The sequence below is a fragment of the Roseivivax sp. THAF30 genome (assembly GCF_009363575.1).
Classification (GTDB): domain Bacteria; phylum Pseudomonadota; class Alphaproteobacteria; order Rhodobacterales; family Rhodobacteraceae; genus Roseivivax; species Roseivivax halotolerans.
Genome location: NZ_CP045389.1, coordinates 3733044 through 3748287, shown reverse-complemented (window position 1 = coordinate 3748287; position 15244 = coordinate 3733044). Strand labels below are relative to the sequence as shown.

Annotated in this window: 15 protein-coding genes; 7 read left to right on the top strand and 8 right to left on the bottom strand. The window is 62.1% G+C overall.

All coding sequences use genetic code 11. The annotated features are described in order from the left end of the window. Position 1 precedes the first annotated feature (1 nt). Both FIU91_RS18195 and FIU91_RS18190 read right to left on the bottom strand, forming a co-directional pair. Complete coding sequence (locus tag FIU91_RS18195; protein WP_152463545.1) at positions 2-1456, bottom strand: COG4223 family protein; 1455 nt, start codon at positions 1454-1456, stop codon at positions 2-4. Positions 1457-1512: 56 nt separating this feature from the next. Further along, positions 1513-2247, bottom strand: coding sequence for a uroporphyrinogen-III synthase (locus FIU91_RS18190; protein WP_172975045.1), 735 nt, complete (start codon positions 2245-2247; stop codon positions 1513-1515). Between the two features lie 73 nt (positions 2248-2320). On the opposite strand from FIU91_RS18190, the gene tsaD reads away from it, so the two are divergent. The 3 genes from tsaD to FIU91_RS18175 are packed head-to-tail and all read left to right on the top strand — an operon-like array spanning position 2321 to position 4110. Continuing rightward, entirely contained in the window at positions 2321-3403 is a 1083-nt protein-coding gene (gene tsaD / locus FIU91_RS18185) for a tRNA (adenosine(37)-N6)-threonylcarbamoyltransferase complex transferase subunit TsaD (protein ID WP_152463543.1), read from the top strand. A gap of 18 nt (positions 3404-3421) precedes the next feature. After that, the gene (locus FIU91_RS18180; protein ID WP_152463542.1) at positions 3422-3691 is read left to right on the top strand and encodes a YciI family protein; all 270 of its coding nucleotides are present in this window, start codon (positions 3422-3424) and stop codon (positions 3689-3691) included. Further along, a complete protein-coding gene (locus FIU91_RS18175) occupies positions 3691-4110 on the top strand; it encodes an EVE domain-containing protein (protein ID WP_152463541.1) in 420 nt (139 codons plus the stop codon). Before FIU91_RS18180 ends, FIU91_RS18175 begins: the two co-directional genes overlap by 1 nt. A 210-nt stretch (positions 4111-4320) precedes the next feature. Here the strand turns inward: FIU91_RS18175 and FIU91_RS18170 are convergent, their stop codons facing one another. The 3 genes from FIU91_RS18170 to ahcY all read right to left on the bottom strand — a co-directional run bounded on the left by FIU91_RS18170 (position 4321) and on the right by ahcY (position 7118). Then, the gene (locus tag FIU91_RS18170) at positions 4321-4662 is read right to left on the bottom strand and encodes a DUF2853 family protein (RefSeq protein WP_152463540.1); all 342 of its coding nucleotides are present in this window, start codon (positions 4660-4662) and stop codon (positions 4321-4323) included. Between the two features lie 138 nt (positions 4663-4800). Beyond that, on the bottom strand, positions 4801-5586 hold the full coding sequence (locus tag FIU91_RS18165) for a PRC-barrel domain-containing protein (RefSeq protein WP_152463539.1): 786 nt from the start codon (positions 5584-5586) through the stop codon (positions 4801-4803). Positions 5587-5729: 143 nt separating this feature from the next. Continuing rightward, entirely contained in the window at positions 5730-7118 is a 1389-nt protein-coding gene (gene ahcY, locus FIU91_RS18160) for an adenosylhomocysteinase (protein ID WP_093009116.1), read from the bottom strand. 136 nt (positions 7119-7254) lie between these two features. Here ahcY and FIU91_RS18155 point away from each other — a divergent pair, with 136 nt between their 5' ends. Further along, entirely contained in the window at positions 7255-7848 is a 594-nt protein-coding gene (locus FIU91_RS18155; protein ID WP_152463538.1) for an HD family hydrolase, read from the top strand. Here the strand turns inward: FIU91_RS18155 and FIU91_RS18150 are convergent. Beyond that, entirely contained in the window at positions 7843-9063 is a 1221-nt protein-coding gene (locus FIU91_RS18150; protein WP_152463537.1) for an MFS transporter, read from the bottom strand. The genes FIU91_RS18155 and FIU91_RS18150 overlap by 6 nt on opposite strands. Before the next feature lie 132 nt (positions 9064-9195). Here FIU91_RS18150 and FIU91_RS18145 point away from each other — a divergent pair, with 132 nt between their 5' ends. The 3 genes from FIU91_RS18145 to FIU91_RS18135 all read left to right on the top strand — a co-directional run bounded on the left by FIU91_RS18145 (position 9196) and on the right by FIU91_RS18135 (position 12711). Then, positions 9196-9672 carry an Lrp/AsnC family transcriptional regulator gene (locus tag FIU91_RS18145; protein ID WP_093009283.1) on the top strand — a complete coding sequence of 159 codons (477 nt, stop codon included), beginning with the start codon at positions 9196-9198 and terminating at the stop codon, positions 9670-9672. Positions 9673-9812: 140 nt separating this feature from the next. Beyond that, positions 9813-11300, top strand: coding sequence for an NAD-dependent succinate-semialdehyde dehydrogenase (locus FIU91_RS18140; protein WP_152463536.1), 1488 nt, complete (start codon positions 9813-9815; stop codon positions 11298-11300). Between the two features lie 40 nt (positions 11301-11340). Continuing rightward, complete coding sequence (locus tag FIU91_RS18135; RefSeq protein WP_152463535.1) at positions 11341-12711, top strand: aspartate aminotransferase family protein; 1371 nt, start codon at positions 11341-11343, stop codon at positions 12709-12711. Between the two features lie 33 nt (positions 12712-12744). Here the strand turns inward: FIU91_RS18135 and glpD are convergent, their stop codons facing one another. Both glpD and fliP read right to left on the bottom strand, forming a co-directional pair. Continuing rightward, the gene (gene glpD / locus FIU91_RS18130) at positions 12745-14349 is read right to left on the bottom strand and encodes a glycerol-3-phosphate dehydrogenase (RefSeq protein WP_152463534.1); all 1605 of its coding nucleotides are present in this window, start codon (positions 14347-14349) and stop codon (positions 12745-12747) included. A 148-nt stretch (positions 14350-14497) separates the two neighbouring features. Further along, positions 14498-15196, bottom strand: coding sequence for a flagellar type III secretion system pore protein FliP (gene fliP, locus FIU91_RS18125; RefSeq protein ID WP_152463792.1), 699 nt, complete (start codon positions 15194-15196; stop codon positions 14498-14500). Between the last annotated feature and the right edge of the window lie 48 nt (positions 15197-15244).

Genomic DNA, 15244 nt, shown 5'->3' with positions numbered 1-15244 from the left:
CTTATTGCGAATTCAGTTGCGCGGCGAGGTCTTCCGTCGCCGCAAGTGCCTCGATCCGCGCATTGGCGCGCGTCACCCAGCCCGACATGGCGTCGGCCGCGGGTTCGGGAAGAGAGGAAAGCTCGCTTAGTGCGGCGTCGAGCGCGCCACCCTGCAATTCAGCCTCGGCGCGTGACAGGATCGCATCGGCGCTCGATCCATCACGCGGCGTGACCGAACGGGCACCAAGTTGTTCGGCCAGGAAACCGGACAAGCGATTGCCGGAGGATTCGCCGCTTCCGCTGGCGCGAGCGGCGGCAAGTGCATCCCGCGCTGCATCCGGGAAGCTGTCTTGCAGTGCGCCGAGGCTTGCAACCCCGTCCTCCGCCTGGCTCGACAATGCCTCTGGCACCTCGACCAGCTCTGAATCTTGCAGGGGCACGAGCGCGTCGGCGAAGGGCCGGCCCGCGTCGACCTCTGCGGTCAGATTCGACAGCGCCGCGTTGACGTCGGCGCGACTCGCCTGGGCTGCTGCCGCGCGCTCGGCCTCGACGGCTTGTTGCGCGAGTTCCTGGACTTCGGTGCGCTGCGCCTGGATTTCCTGGAGTTGTTCATCGACCTCCTGCCGCATGCGGGCCAGCTCGGCCTCGAAGGCCGAGACGGCTTCGGGTGCAGCCGACTGGACGGGCGAAGCCTCGACGGCGCTGACGCGATCGGCGAGGTCCGAGACCGTTGTTCCCAGATCGGCGGTCCGCGTGGTCAGATCGGCAATCGCCGTTTCGATCGAACTAAGGTCGATATCGGCGAGTCCGGTTTCTATCCCGTCGATCCGCCCGCCAAGCGCGTCTAGCCCGGCCTGCTGGCTCTGAAGATTGGAGCTTTGTTCTTCAAGCGCGGACCGCGTTTCATTTGCGAACTCGTCGTTGCTGCCGAACAGATCGCCACCGAGATACTGAGACAGAAGAAAACCTGCGATCGCTGCCAGGATACCTCCGAGGAATGTCGGAACGAAGCCGGCTTTCCGTTCGATCACCTTTTCATGCACGACGGGTGCCGCGGCGCCCGCCACCGGCGGTTCCGTAAGGTCGGGCGCGCCATCGGCGATTGCGGACCTATCGTCATCGCTGTCGGTGCGATCGGCTGCCTGGCTGTCATCCTCGGTATCTGATCCATCGAGCGTAGGTTCGGGATCGCTGACTGTCAGGGCAGGCGCTTCGGCGATTTCGTCGTCGGCGGTTGGGTTCGGCTCGCTGTCGTTCGGCGTGCCGATGACGCTATCCTCGACCGTATCGTTGAGCTTGTCCGGTTCTGTCGCCCTAACCGTATCGCCGTCGTCTGTCGCCGCGATCGTATCGGTTTGGTCCGTTGCCTGAAGGCTGTCATCGGCTGGACTGACGGTCTGGGGCTGGTCGGACGCGGAGCCGGTCGCTTCGTCGTCTTTTTCCGGCTGGCCCTTGGGCTTTCTGGATTTCGCCAACTGTCCCTACCTTTCGAATCTTTCACTGCACTGTGCGCGTACATGTCAAGCCGACCTTACTTACCTCCCCCTCGGCTCTCAAGCTCTTGCGCCCGAGACAAAAGTTCGGCGACCGCGCGACGCATTGCTGGCACGCTCGGTTCGCCGGAAACCATCAGAGCCTTCGTGTCGAGCTTCCGCAACGGATCGGCGACGGCATCGCTCATTGCAGCGAGGTAAAGCGGACAGGTCATGGGACCAGACGCAGCGAACAATTCAGCCGTGCGCGGTGAAAAGAGCGGGGCGACCACGGGCTGACTCCCCGACAGGGCCTTTCGCGCCTCTGTGCTCATTTCCTTCGCGATCTGGTCGTAAAGAACGGCTTCATGCGTCTCTATTCCGTCCGAAGTCAGGCGGTTTGCAACGTCCCCGCGTCCGTGCCGACCCCGCAGATGCAGAAGCGGACCTTCGGGTGCTAGAGCCAGGATTTCAGCGATCAGCCGCTCTGCGTCGCCATCGCCCGTGACAGGGTGGAACCCCGCTTGACGCGCAGCCTGCGCTGTCGCTGTGCCGACCGCGAAACAGACAGACCGGTGCGGACCGCCAGCGCGGCGATAGGCTTCGACCCCGTGTGCAGAGGTGAAGATCAGGCCGCGATATGCCTGCATCTTGGGCAGACGTCCGGCATAGACGATCTCGATCAAGGGGCTGATAATGTTGGTCCCGGCACGAATCCCCGCGTCGGACAACGCCTTGAGAAGCCCGCGCGAAGCGCGGTCAGGGCGGGTCAGTAGCAGGATAGGATCGGGCATGTGCATCGCCGATATTGTCGCTCGGCCTTGTTTGGTGCTACCCCGCCAAGCGCAGTTTCGCAATGGAGACGTCATGGCCCGTCCGCCGCTCATCCTCGGGCTCGAAAGCAGTTGCGACGATACCGCCGCCGCACTCGTGCGCGGGCGCGAGGTCTTGTCGAACGTGGTGATGGGCCAGGCAGAGCTGCACGCGGCGTTCGGCGGCGTCGTTCCGGAGATCGCGGCGCGCGCCCATGTGGAGAAGCTCGATCTGGCCGTTCAGGCAGCCTTGAAGGAGGCGCAGGTGAAACTGGCGGATATCGATGCCGTCGCGGTCACCGCCGGCCCCGGTCTAATCGGCGGAGTGCTTTCGGGCGTGATGTGCGCGAAAGGCATTGCCGCCGGGGCGCAAAAACCGCTGATCGGCGTGAACCATCTTGCCGGTCATGCCCTGACAGCTCGGCTCACCGACGGTCTGCCGTATCCTTACCTGATGCTGCTGATCTCCGGGGGACATTGCCAATACCTTATCGCGCGGGGCCCCGGAGAGTTCCGCCGTCTCGGCGGCACGATCGACGATGCGCCGGGCGAAGCCTTTGACAAGACGGCGCGTCTTCTCGGCTTGCCACAGCCGGGTGGCCCGTCGGTCGAGGCAGCGGCACGATCCGGCGATCCGTCGCGCTTTTCCTTTCCGAGGCCCCTTTTGGACCGACCTGGCTGCGATCTCAGCTTTTCGGGGTTGAAGACGGCGCTCTTGCGAGAGCGCGACAAGCTCGTAGACCGGCAGGGCGGGCTGACCGAGACTGATCGCGCCGATCTATGCGCGGGATTCCAGGCCGCGATCCGCGACGTTCTGACCGAAAAGACTCGGCGAGCGCTCGCGCTCTACGCTGAGGAGGAACCGGAACTGCCCGCATTCGCGATTGCCGGCGGCGTGGCTGCAAACACCGCGATCCGTACAGAGCTGGAGACACTTTGTGCGTCCAAGGATATCCGTTTTACCGCGCCGCCCCTGTCGCTCTGTACCGACAATGCTGCCATGATCGCTTACGCCGGAGGCGAACTTTTCGCTCAGGGCGCATGCGATGACATGGGCCTTGCCGCGCGTCCGCGCTGGCCGCTCGACAATACGGCGGCGCCGCTCGTTGGCGGGGGCAGGAAAGGCGCGAAAGCGTAACACAACAAGGAGACAGACATGCTCATCGCCCTGATCGCCCGCGACAAGCCCGGCGCGCTCGAGATCCGCAAAGCGAACCGTGAGGCGCATCTGGCCTATATCGAGGATACGGGCGTTGTCGCTCAAGCGGGCCCGCTTATCGTCGACGGTGAGATGGCCGGGTCGCTTGTTATTCTGGACGTGGACGATCTTCAGGCTGCCGAGCGCTGGGCGAAGCAGGATCCCTATGCCAAGGCGGGGCTCTTCGGCTCGGTCGAACTCATAGAGTGGAAGAAGGTGATCGGGTGATGCGCTATTGGCTCTTCAAATCCGAACCCTCGACATGGTCCTGGGACGATCAGGTCGCGAAAGGTGATCGCGGCGAGGAGTGGGACGGCGTTCGAAATTATCAGGCGCGCAATTTCATGCGCGAGATGGCGGTAGGTGATCGGGGCTTCTTCTATCATTCGCAGAAAGAAAAAGCGGTTGTCGGAATCGTCGAGGTCATCGCCGAGGCTCACCAGGATTCCACGACCGACGATGCGCGATGGGAATGCGTGGACATCAAGGCGGTCGCACCTCTGCCGAGAGCGATAACCTTGGACACGATCAAGGCCGAAGAGGCTCTGTCGGATATGGTGCTGTTGAAGAATTCCCGCCTGTCGGTTCAGCCGGTCCGTGCAGAGGAATTCGAGCGTATTTGCGATATGGCTGGCTATTCCGAGTAATCGCCGGATCCGACGCAGACCATCGGATCCGGCCTCACCCTCGGCGCTCCCACACGCTTACGGAAGATCGGACGGACCGTTCTGGTCATTTCGAGCCGAAGAGATAGCAGAACCGGGCCTTTGCGACAAAAGCCAAATACTTCAAAAGCTATGGACCTAGTGTGACCCGCGACCAGAAATGATCGCGGGCGACCGTGAGGTTTCGGACGATCAGGCGTACTTGGCCTCTTTTCCAAAATGCTTGGTCAGCATGTAGTAAACGACCGCGCGGTACTTGTTCCGCTCCGAGCGGCCATAGGTCTCGATTACCGAATTTATCGCGGGCATCAGGTCACCGTTATCCGGCAAACCAAGTTTCTTCATCAAGAAGTTTCGCTTGATGGTCTCTAGCTCTTCAGGATCCGACCCAGCCACCGTCGAGGCATCGTCGTTGTAGATCGCCGGTCCGCAGCCGATCGTGACCTTCCTGAGAAGATCCATGTCAGGCTGCATGCCGCACTTGTTCCTGAGGTCATCGGCGTATTTGGCGATCAACTCGTCGCGTTTACCCATTTTTCTGTCCCAACTTGTTCCCGTTCGGGACGTCTTGGAGCGTCCCGCGAAAAGGGTATGCGGGCCCGTAAACAATTCTCAAGAAAAAACGCCCCGTGGCGAACCACGGGGCGCAATCTGGAAGACTGGTCCAAGAACTTAGTTGTTCTGAGTGTCTTCACCTTCGGTTTCCGAGTCCATCTCGGTGTCCGTGCCACCGGTTTCGGTCTCGGACGAAGCGCCGTCTTCCATTTCCGTTCCGTCAGCAGAGCCCCCGCTCATGCTGTCCGAACCGGTGCTGCCAGTGTCCGCAGCATCGCCAGCTTGCGACGCGCCGGTGTCAGCGCCCATGTTGCTCTCTTCGCCGGTCATGTCGCTTTCCATGACCTCGGACAGCAGCATGTCATCGGGCAGGCCCTCGACACCGCTTTCATCGAATTCAGGGCGCTCTTTCAGTTCATCTGCCGTTGCGGCGAGCGTGAGCACCTGCTCTTCGGCGTTGAATTCGAAAGTGTCGAGCGGCAGGGCGACCGTGTATTCGCCAAGGCCGAGGAAGCCGCCGATGCCGATCACGGCCTCGATGCCATCCGTACCTTCGATGAGGTAGTCGATTTCACCAATACCATCGCCCTCGGTGCTTTGTACCGGCAGACCGATCACTTCGCCGACGGTCATCTCTTCCAGCGTCTGCGGCTGCATGTCCTCTTCAGCCGTCATCTCGCTGTCGGCAGTGCCGTCAGACATTCCGGTATCGCCAGAAGTCGCTGCATCACCGCTTTCCGACATGCCGCTTTCGGACGAGCCGCTCTCCATCGAGCCGGAATCGTCCATCTGTTCGGTCTGCGCGCCGTCCTCGGTTTGCGAGGTGTCGTCCTGTGCGTAGGCTGCGCCACCGGCGAACAATGCGGCGGTTGCCGCGCTCATCATGAGATGCTTCAGGGTCATTGCTTTCGTGCCTCCTTGGTCACGGTTGCTATGTCCAAAGAACCACGCTGCCCCGTCCCGGGTTTCGGGCGGGGCAGCGTGTGACTTGCAAGATTGCGCGGCGCGCCGCCTATGAGGAGGCAGGTTCCCGCTTAACCCTTACGTCAGTACCGATAATGCTCGGGCTTGAAGGGGCCTTCCGGGGTCACGCCGATATAGGCGGCCTGGTCGTTGTCCAGCTTGGTCAGCTTCACGCCGATCCGATCGAGATGCAGGCGCGCGACCTTTTCGTCGAGATGCTTGGGCAGGATGTAGACCTTGTTCTCGTACTGATCGCCGTTCTTCCAAAGCTCAATCTGCGCCAGCACCTGGTTGGTGAAGGAGGCGGACATCACGAAGGACGGATGGCCCGTGGCATTGCCGAGGTTCAGAAGGCGTCCTTCGGACAGAAGGATGATGCGGCTGCCCGAGGGCATCTCGATCATGTCCACCTGGTCCTTGATGTTGGTCCATTTGTGGTTCTTCAGGCTGGCAACCTGGATCTCGTTGTCGAAGTGGCCGATATTTCCGACGATCGCCATGTCCTTCATCTCGCGCATATGCTCGATGCGGATCACGTCCTTGTTGCCGGTCGTGGTGATGAAGATGTCGGCACTGTCCACGACATCCTCGAGCAGCACGACCTCGAACCCGTCCATCGCCGCCTGAAGCGCGCAGATCGGATCGACCTCCGTCACCTTCACGCGCGCGCCCGCGCCGCGCAGGGAGGCGGCCGAGCCCTTGCCCACGTCGCCATAGCCGCAGACGACCGCGACCTTGCCGGCCATCATCGTGTCGGTGGCACGGCGGATGCCGTCGACGAGGCTTTCCTTGCAGCCGTACTTGTTGTCGAATTTCGACTTGGTCACGCTGTCATTGACGTTGATCGCGGGGAAGGGCAGACCATCCTCCCGCATCAGCTGATAAAGGCGGTTCACACCGGTCGTCGTCTCTTCGGAGACGCCCTTGATCTGCGCCTTCACCTTGGTGAACCAGCCGGGGCTTTCTTCCATGCGCTTCTTGATCTGCGCCTTGACGACCTCTTCTTCCTCGGACGCGGGGACGGGGATGATCTCCTCGCCCGCCTCGGCGCGTGCGCCGAGAAGAACATAGAGCGTCGCATCGCCGCCATCGTCGAGGATCATGTTCGGTCCGTCCTCGAACTGGAAGGACTTATCGAGATAGTCCCAATGCTCTTCCAGCGTCTGGCCCTTGATCGCGAAGACGGGCGTGCCGCCTTCGGCAATGGCCGCCGCGGCGTGATCCTGGGTGGAGAAGATGTTGCAGGACGCCCAGCGCACATCCGCGCCGAGCGCGGTCAGCGTCTCGATCAGGACGGCGGTCTGGATCGTCATGTGCAGCGAGCCCACGATCCGCGCGCCTTTGAGCGGCTGCTCGGCGCCAAACTCCTCGCGGCAGGCCATCAGGCCCGGCATCTCCGTCTCCGCGATATCCAGCTCCTTTCGCCCGTAAGCGGCAAGCGAGATGTCCTTGACGATGTAATCCTTGGCCATGGGGCCCTCCGTTCGGCAATCCGATATTTGCGCTTCGGTTAGCATCACGGTGGCTAACCGGCAACGCGCATTGCGTGGACCGGGACCATATGCCATCGGAAAGCGCGACGGATTTGAACGAAACGGATGCACGGACATGGCCAAGCAGCCGCGCGCGTGGCAACGGATGCTTTCGGGGCGCAGGCTCGACCTCCTCGATCCGACGCCAGTCGATATCGAGATCGAGGACATTGCCCACGGTCTTGCCTTCGTTGCGCGCTGGAACGGGCAAACGCGTGGTGATTGGCCCTATTCGGTTGCCGAGCATTCGCTTCTTGTTGAGACCTTGTTCTCCCGGCTTTGCCCAAGGGCGAGCGCGGCGGATCGACTGACCGCGCTTTTGCACGATGCGCCCGAATACGTGATCGGGGACATGATCTCGCCCGTGAAAGCCGCGGTCGGACCTGAATACGGCAAGCTCGATGACAGGCTTTCAGCGGCGATCCACATTCGCTTCGGTCTGCCCGCTTTGACGGCGAAGACGCTGAAGCGACAGATCAAGAAGGCGGACACCGTCTCGGCCTGGATGGAGGCGACCGAGATCGCGGGCTTTTCGGAAGACGAGGCCGATCGTTTCTTCGGTCATCCGTCAGCCGAAATCCGCGAGGGCCTGACGATCGCGCCGCGTCCCCCGGTGGAGGTGCGTGAAGAATTCACGCGCCGCCACGCAGAATTGCTGGGCCAGCTATAGCGCGGGAACTGCGCGCCCCCGAGCGCGCGTGCGGAGGAACAGCGTGCCGATGATCGCGATGTTCATCGCGTTCCAGGCGATCCCGTTCCAGAATGCGAGCGCGTAGGATCCGGTCTGGTCGTAGATCCAACCGGACAGCCAACCGCCGAAGGCCATACCGATCAGCGTCATCAGGATCACAAAGCCAGTGCGGCTGCCTGCCTCGCGCGCGGGCAGGTATTCCCGGACGATCACCGCATAGCTCGGCACGATACCGCCTTGCGACAGTCCGAAGACGAGGCTGACAGCGTAAAGCGAGACCAGTCCGCCTGCAGGCAGGTAGAGAACAAGCGCGATACATTGCAGGACCGATCCGAGGAGGAGCGTCCGCACCCCTCCGATGCGGTCGGCTATCACGCCAGAAAGCACGCGCGAGGCAACGCCGCCCAGAAGCATGAGCGACAGCATTTCGCGTCCCACCGCAGCCCCGAACCCCATGTCGACGCAGAGCGCCACGATGTGGACCTGCGGCATTGCCATCGCCACACAGCAGCCGATCCCGGCAATGCCCAGCGCCCATTGCAGCTGACGAGGCGAAAGGCCGGTCTGTCCGGCGCGCGCCGCAGCCTGCGCCTCGGAGACTGCGATCGCGCCCGCATCTACGCGGGTGCGTAGTGCGAAACTAATGGGAACGAGAATGACGACCGAGACGAGCGCCAGTGCGGAATAATCCCACCGCCACCCCGCGCCGCCGCCGACCCAGTCGAGCGCGACGGGCCAGACAGCACCTGCCAGGTAGTTTCCCGATGCCGCAATCGCGACGGCAAGCCCGCGTCGCTTCAGGAACCATTGCGAGATATCGGCGATGAGCGGCGCGAAACAGGCGCCGGTGCCAAAGCCGATGACGAGTTGCCAGAGGCTCAGCACCATGACGCTCGGGCTTTGGGCTGCCGCGAAATAAGCGAGGCCCAGCCCCACGCCGACAACGGCCAGCACGCGCGCCATGCCGTGCCGGTCCACCAAGCGGCCGATCAGGAAGTTCCCCGCGCCGAAGCCGAGCATGGTCGCAGCATAGGGCAGGGAGGCCATCGCGCGGCTCGCCTCGAAATCCGCGGCGATACCCGGAAGGGCCGAAATCACCGCCCACATGCCGACATTGCCCGTGACCGCCGCGACAAGCGTCACAAGGAGGCGTGTCCAGCTGCGCCGGGAGTCGAGATCCGCATGTCCGCTCATGGAGCGAGGAATATCCCAGCGTCTTTCATCGCAACAGCGTATAATTGTACCGCTTTTCTTTCCCTGCCTGCCGGGTCATCTTCCTGTGACACACCGCTACCCTTCAGGCTGCTTGAAACAATACGATCCATGATCCGCCTTGATGCCCGCGACATAGAAATCCTGCGCGTTCTTTCGGCGGAAGGCCGGATTACCAAGACCGAACTTGCAGAGCGTGTCGGTCTTTCGCCCACGCCTGCATGGGAACGTCTCAAGAAGCTCGAGAAGGCCGGTGTCATCGAAGGCTATGGCACCCGGATCGCGTACAAGGCCTTCGGTCCGCACGTGACCGTCTTCGTCGCCTGCGAGCTTGCCGGTCACCGGGTGGACGATTTCCGCATCTTCGAGGAAGCGCTGCAGTCCTATGAAGAGATCACCTGGGCCTGGGCACTCGGCGGCGGGTTCGACTATCTTATCCAGGTCGTGACCCGAGATATCGACAGCTATCAGCGGCTCATCGACCGCATGCTCGCCGATCGGGTCGGGCTGGCGCGCTATTACACGTACATCGTGACGAAGCCGATCAAGGCCACATACGGTCTGCCGTTCGGTCTTCTCGGAGACGGCTGACAGGCGCTGGCAGAGGAATCCTCTGCCGTTCGGCGCTCTGCCAGCAGAACCTCCTGCAAGCTGCGTCAACTTTGGTCCCCTCCTCTGGAATTGGGAGGATATGTCTCGGGTATCACAGAGTTTCCGCTCAGGAGGTCCCGATGACCGTGCACCGCACCATTCCGAAATCGCCGCTCACCGCGCTCAAGGATGCGCGGCTTGTTCGCAATTTTTCCTACGTGGACGGCAAATGGCGCAGCGCCGATTCAGGCGAGGCCATCGCCGTCACCAATCCAGCCGATGGCGAGTGGCTGGGCGAGGTTGCGTCGCTATCGGGCGAGGAGGCAAAAGACGCGGTCGATGCGGCCCACGCAGCCTTCGACATCTGGGCCGACACACTGCCGCAGGAACGTGCGCGCCTGCTGCGTCGCTGGTACGAGCTGATGATGGAGCACCAGGAAGATCTGGCGCTTCTGATGACGCTCGAGCAGGGCAAGCCCTATTCCGAGGCGCTGGGCGAGATCGCCTATGCGGCAGACTTCGTGGAATTCTACGCCGAGGAAACCCGCCGCCCGAACATCGAGGGTGTGACCTCCCATCTGCCCGACGCAGAGGTCGAGCTCTGGCGCGAGCCGATGGGGGTCGCTGCGCTCATCACGCCGTGGAACTTCCCCTCCGCCATGCTGACGCGCAAGGCGGCGGCTGCTCTCGCCGCGGGCTGCACGGTTGTTGCGCATCCCTCGAAGGAGACGCCGTTCTCCGCGCTGGCGCTTGCAGAGCTTGCCGAACGCGCGGGCTTCCCGGCGGGTGTCTTCAACGTCGTCACCGGCGAAGCGCCGACCATCGTCGAGCCCTGGACGCAAGATCCGCGCGTCCGTGTTCTGTCTTTCACCGGCTCGACCGAGATCGGTCGCCTTCTCTACAAGCAGTGCTCCGGCACGGTGAAGTCGCTCATCATGGAGCTTGGCGGCCATGCGCCCGTCATCGTCTTCAAGGGCGCAAATCTCGATCAGGCCGTTACAGAGACGATCAAGGCGAAATTCGCGACCTCTGGTCAGGATTGCCTCGGCGCCAACCGCATCTTCGTGGAGCGGCCGATCTATGATGCCTTCGTCGAGAAATTCACTGAAGCAACGCAGGCGCTGCGCGTCGCCAAGGGTCTCGACGATGCCGATATCGGCCCCTTGATGAACGAAAAGGCCGTCGAGAAGCAGGAGGCACATGTCTCTGACGCGCTCGCAAAGGGTGCGGTGCTGAAATGTGGCGGCAAGCGGCTCGATGATCTGGGACCTCTCTTCTACGAGCCTACAGTTCTGTCCGACGTGCCCGCTGATGCCGATATTCTCAGCGAAGAGACTTTCGGCCCCGTCGCGGCGCTCGTGCCGTTTGATACCGAGGAAGAAGTCGTCGCGCGCGCCAATGACACCGAATACGGGCTGGTCGCGTACGTTCACAGCCAGGATCCGCGCCGGATTTACCGGGTCAGCAGAAAACTCCAGTTCGGCATGGTCGCGGTGAACCGCACGAAGGTCACGGGCGCGCCCATTCCCTTCGGCGGCATGAAACAGTCCGGTCTCGGCCGCGAAGGGGCAAGACAGGGCTTGGAAGCTTTCACCGAGATCAAATACGTCTGTCGCGATTGGGCGTGAGACCCAAGCGGAGCCAAGTGCAAGAAAGGATGAGTATCCGATGCTGAAGAACGACATGCTCGAGCAGTGGGACCGGGAGAATTTCTTCCATCCCTCCACCCATCTGGCCGAGTTCGCCCGCGGCAACGCCCCCCACCGCGTCATTACCGGCGGTCAGGGCTGCCATATCGAGGATCGCGAAGGTCATCGCCTTCTCGATGCCTTTGCGGGGCTGTACTGCGTGAACGTGGGCTATGGCCGTCAGGACATCGCCGACGCCATTGCCGAGCAGGCGAAGGAACTGGCCTATTACCATGCCTATGTCGGTCACGGCACCGAGGCGTCGATCACGCTGTCGAAGATGATCCTCGACCGCGCGCCCGACCACATGTCTAAGGTCTATTTCGGCCTGTCGGGATCGGATGCGAACGAGACCAACATCAAGCTCGTCTGGTACTACAACAACATCCTCGGCCGCCCCGAGAAGAAGAAGATCATCTCGCGCTGGCGCGGTTATCACGGCTCTGGCCTGATGACAGGCTCGCTGACGGGACTCGAGCTTTTCCACAAGAAGTTCGATTTGCCGCTCGCGCAGGTGATCCATACCGAGGCGCCTTACTATTACCGCCGCCCCGACCTTGCGATGAGCGAAGAGCAGTTCACCGCGCATTGCGTCTCAGAACTCGAGGCGCTGATCGAGCGCGAGGGCGCGGACACGATCGCGGCGTTCATCGGTGAGCCCGTGCTTGGCACCGGGGGCATCGTGCCGCCGCCGGCAGGCTACTGGGAAGCGATCCAGGAGGTTCTGGCGAAGCACGATATCCTCCTGATCGCGGATGAGGTCGTGACCGGCTTCGGGCGGCTCGGCAGCATGTTCGGCTCGATGCATTATGATCTGAAGCCCGACCTCATCACCATCGCGAAGGGTCTCACCTCTGCCTATGCGCCGCTGTCGGGCTCCATCGTTTCTGACAAGATGTGGAAAGTGCTTGAGCAGGGGACCGACGAGAACGGGCCCATCGGGCATGGCTGGACTTATTCGGCCCACCCGATCGGGGCCGCGGCCGGTGTCGCCAACCTCAAGCTGATCGACGAGCTGGATCTTGTGACGAATGCGGGCCGTAACGGTGCATATTTTAACAAGGTGATGCGCGACGCGGTCGGCGAGCACGCCAATGTCGGCGAAGTGCGCGGCGAGGGGATGCTCTGCGCGGTGGAATTCGTCGAGGACAAGGACAGCCGGACATTCTTCGATGCGAGCCGCAAGGTTGGCCCGTCCATCGCGGCGGCGCTTCTGGAAGAGGGCATCATCGCCCGCGCGATGCCGCAGGGCGATATCATCGGCTACGCGCCACCCTTCTGCCTGACCGAAGCGGAGGCGGACGAGATCGCCGGGAAGACGGCTAAGGCTGTCGCGAAGGTGCTCGGCTAAAACCTGAAGTCTAAAGCCAAAGAGGCGGCGGATTTATTCCGCCGCCCTTTCCTTTAGCGCGATCTGGGCATCGCGCATGAAACTCTCGATCTGATCGACTTGCGGCTCGTCGAGTTTCAAACCGAGCTTCGTGCGTCGCCAGATGACGTCTTCGGCAGTCTCGGCATATTCCTTTTCGATGAGCCAGAGAACTTCGGCTTCGGTCAGCGTTGCGCCGAACGATGCGCCGAGATCTTCCTCGGAGTTTGCGTCACCCAGGATCGCCCAGGCCTCGTTGCCGTAATGGCGGATCATCCGCTCCGCCCATTTTGGCCCGAGAAAGGGGTAATCCGTCTCGAGCTGGTCGATCCGGCCGCGTGTCTCCACTACTTTGAAATCCCCGCCGGGCAGCGTTGCACCCGCCGTCCAGGCGCCTGTCGCCTGCGGAAAGTACGGCACGATTTTCTCGAGCGCATGTTCGGCGAGCCGCCGATAGGTGGTGATCTTGCCACCGAATATGTTGAGCAGCGGCGCGCCGCCGGCCTCATCGATCTTGAGCGTGTAATCCCGCGTGGCAGCCGTCGCGCTCTTCGCGCCGTCGTCGTAAAGCGGGCGCACGCCCGAATAGGTCCAGACGATATCGTCGCGCGTCACCGGCTTCTCGAAATATTCCGAGGCGAAGTTGCAGAGATAATCCATCTCTTCCTCGGTGCATTCCGGCTTCTTGTCGGGATCGTCCTGTTCGCTGTCCGTCGTGCCGATCAGCGTGAAGTCCTGCTCATAGGGAATCGCGAAGATGATCCGGCCGTCACGGCCTTGGAAGAAGTAGCATTTCTCATGATCGTAGAGCTTGTGCGTCACGATATGGCTCCCGCGCACGAGCCGGACACCATCGGTCGAGTTCGAGCGCACCTTCGTGCGGATCACATCGCCGACCCAAGGGCCGCCGGCATTGACGAGCATCTTCGCACGGATCGTCCGCTCCGAGCCGGAGCGCCGGTTCATGACCTTGATCTGCCAGTGATCGCCGATTCGTTCGGCTTCCGTGACCTTGGTCCGCGTCAGAATATCGGCCCCTCGCGCCTGCGCATCGCGCGCGTTCAGGACGACAAGGCGCGAATCCTGGACCCAGGCATCTGAATATTCATAAGCGTGGCTGAAACGATCCTTGAGCGGCTTGCCCTCGACCGAGCGGTCGAGGTCGATCGTTTTCGTGCCGGGAAGGATCTCTCGTCCGCCAAGATTGTCGTACATCAGAAGGCCGAGCCGGATGAGCCAGCCTGGACGCCGCCCCTTCATCCACGGCATCACGGTGTTTAGCAGCCGCGACGTCGGGGTCGAATTGTCGAAGCGCATGTTGCGGTGGAACGGCAAGACGAAGCGCATGGGCCAGGAGATATGCGGCATGGCCTTGAGCAGGGTCTCACGCTCGATCAGGCTCTCCCGCACAAGACGAACCTCGAAGTATTCGAGGTAGCGCAAGCCTCCATGAAAAAGCTTGGTCGAGGCCGACGAAGTTGCCGAGGCCAGATCGTTCATCTCGGCCAGTGCGACCGAGAGGCCACGCCCGGCCGCATCCCGCGCTATGCCGCAGCCGTTGATCCCTCCGCCGATGACAAACAGGTCGTAATCCGCCGCCGCGTCGCTTCGATCGTCCATGGGTATCCCCCGGTCTGACCTTGTTGCTCTCTAGGTGGTAGGAAACCTAGGGCCGGAATCCTAGGGGCAAACCGGGAGCGTTCCGCTCGGTGGGCATGTGCTTGCCGGGACGCGACCAAAAATCGATCATCCGCCGCTGTGCCCGGCCCTAGAAATAGGATCGAACAAGGCTGCCCGATAGAAGGGCCCAGCCATCGGCCACAACAAAGAAGGCGAGTTTGAACGGAAGCGACACGATTGCCGGCGGCACCATCATCATGCCCATCGACATCAGGATCGCGGCTACGACGAGATCGATGATCAGGAACGGCATGAAGATCAGGAAGCCGATCTGGAAGGCGCGCGCGATCTCGGACAGCATGAAGCTCGGGATCAGCACGGATAGCGGTGCCGTCTCGGCCAGCTCCGTGCCGGACGTATCGGGGCGCAGGTCAGCCATGGCGCGAAACGTTTCCGGGTCGACGCGGGCGGACATAAAGGTGCGGAATGGCCCGAGTGCGGCGTCGAGTGCGGGCCCGATCTCCAGTTCTTCGTCAAGAAACGGAGCAATCCCAGCGCTGTACGCCTGTGTGAAGACCGGCTCCATGACGAAATAGGTCAGAAAGAGCGCCAGGCTGACCAGAAGCATGTTCGGCGGCGATTGTTGCAAGCCGATTGCCTGCCGCAGGATCGCGAAGACAGTCACGAGAAACGGAAAGCAGGTGATCATGATCGCGATTCCCGGCGCGAGGCTGAGTAGCGTGATCAAGGCGATCAGCTGGAGGCTTGTGGCCGTAAGCGAGCCTCCCTCGCCAAGATCTATCGCGATCCCTTGCGCGGCAGCGGGGCTCGGCACAAGGAAGAGCATCCCAAAGACCACGGAAAGTCCGGGAAGACATGCGGTCACTCCGTGACC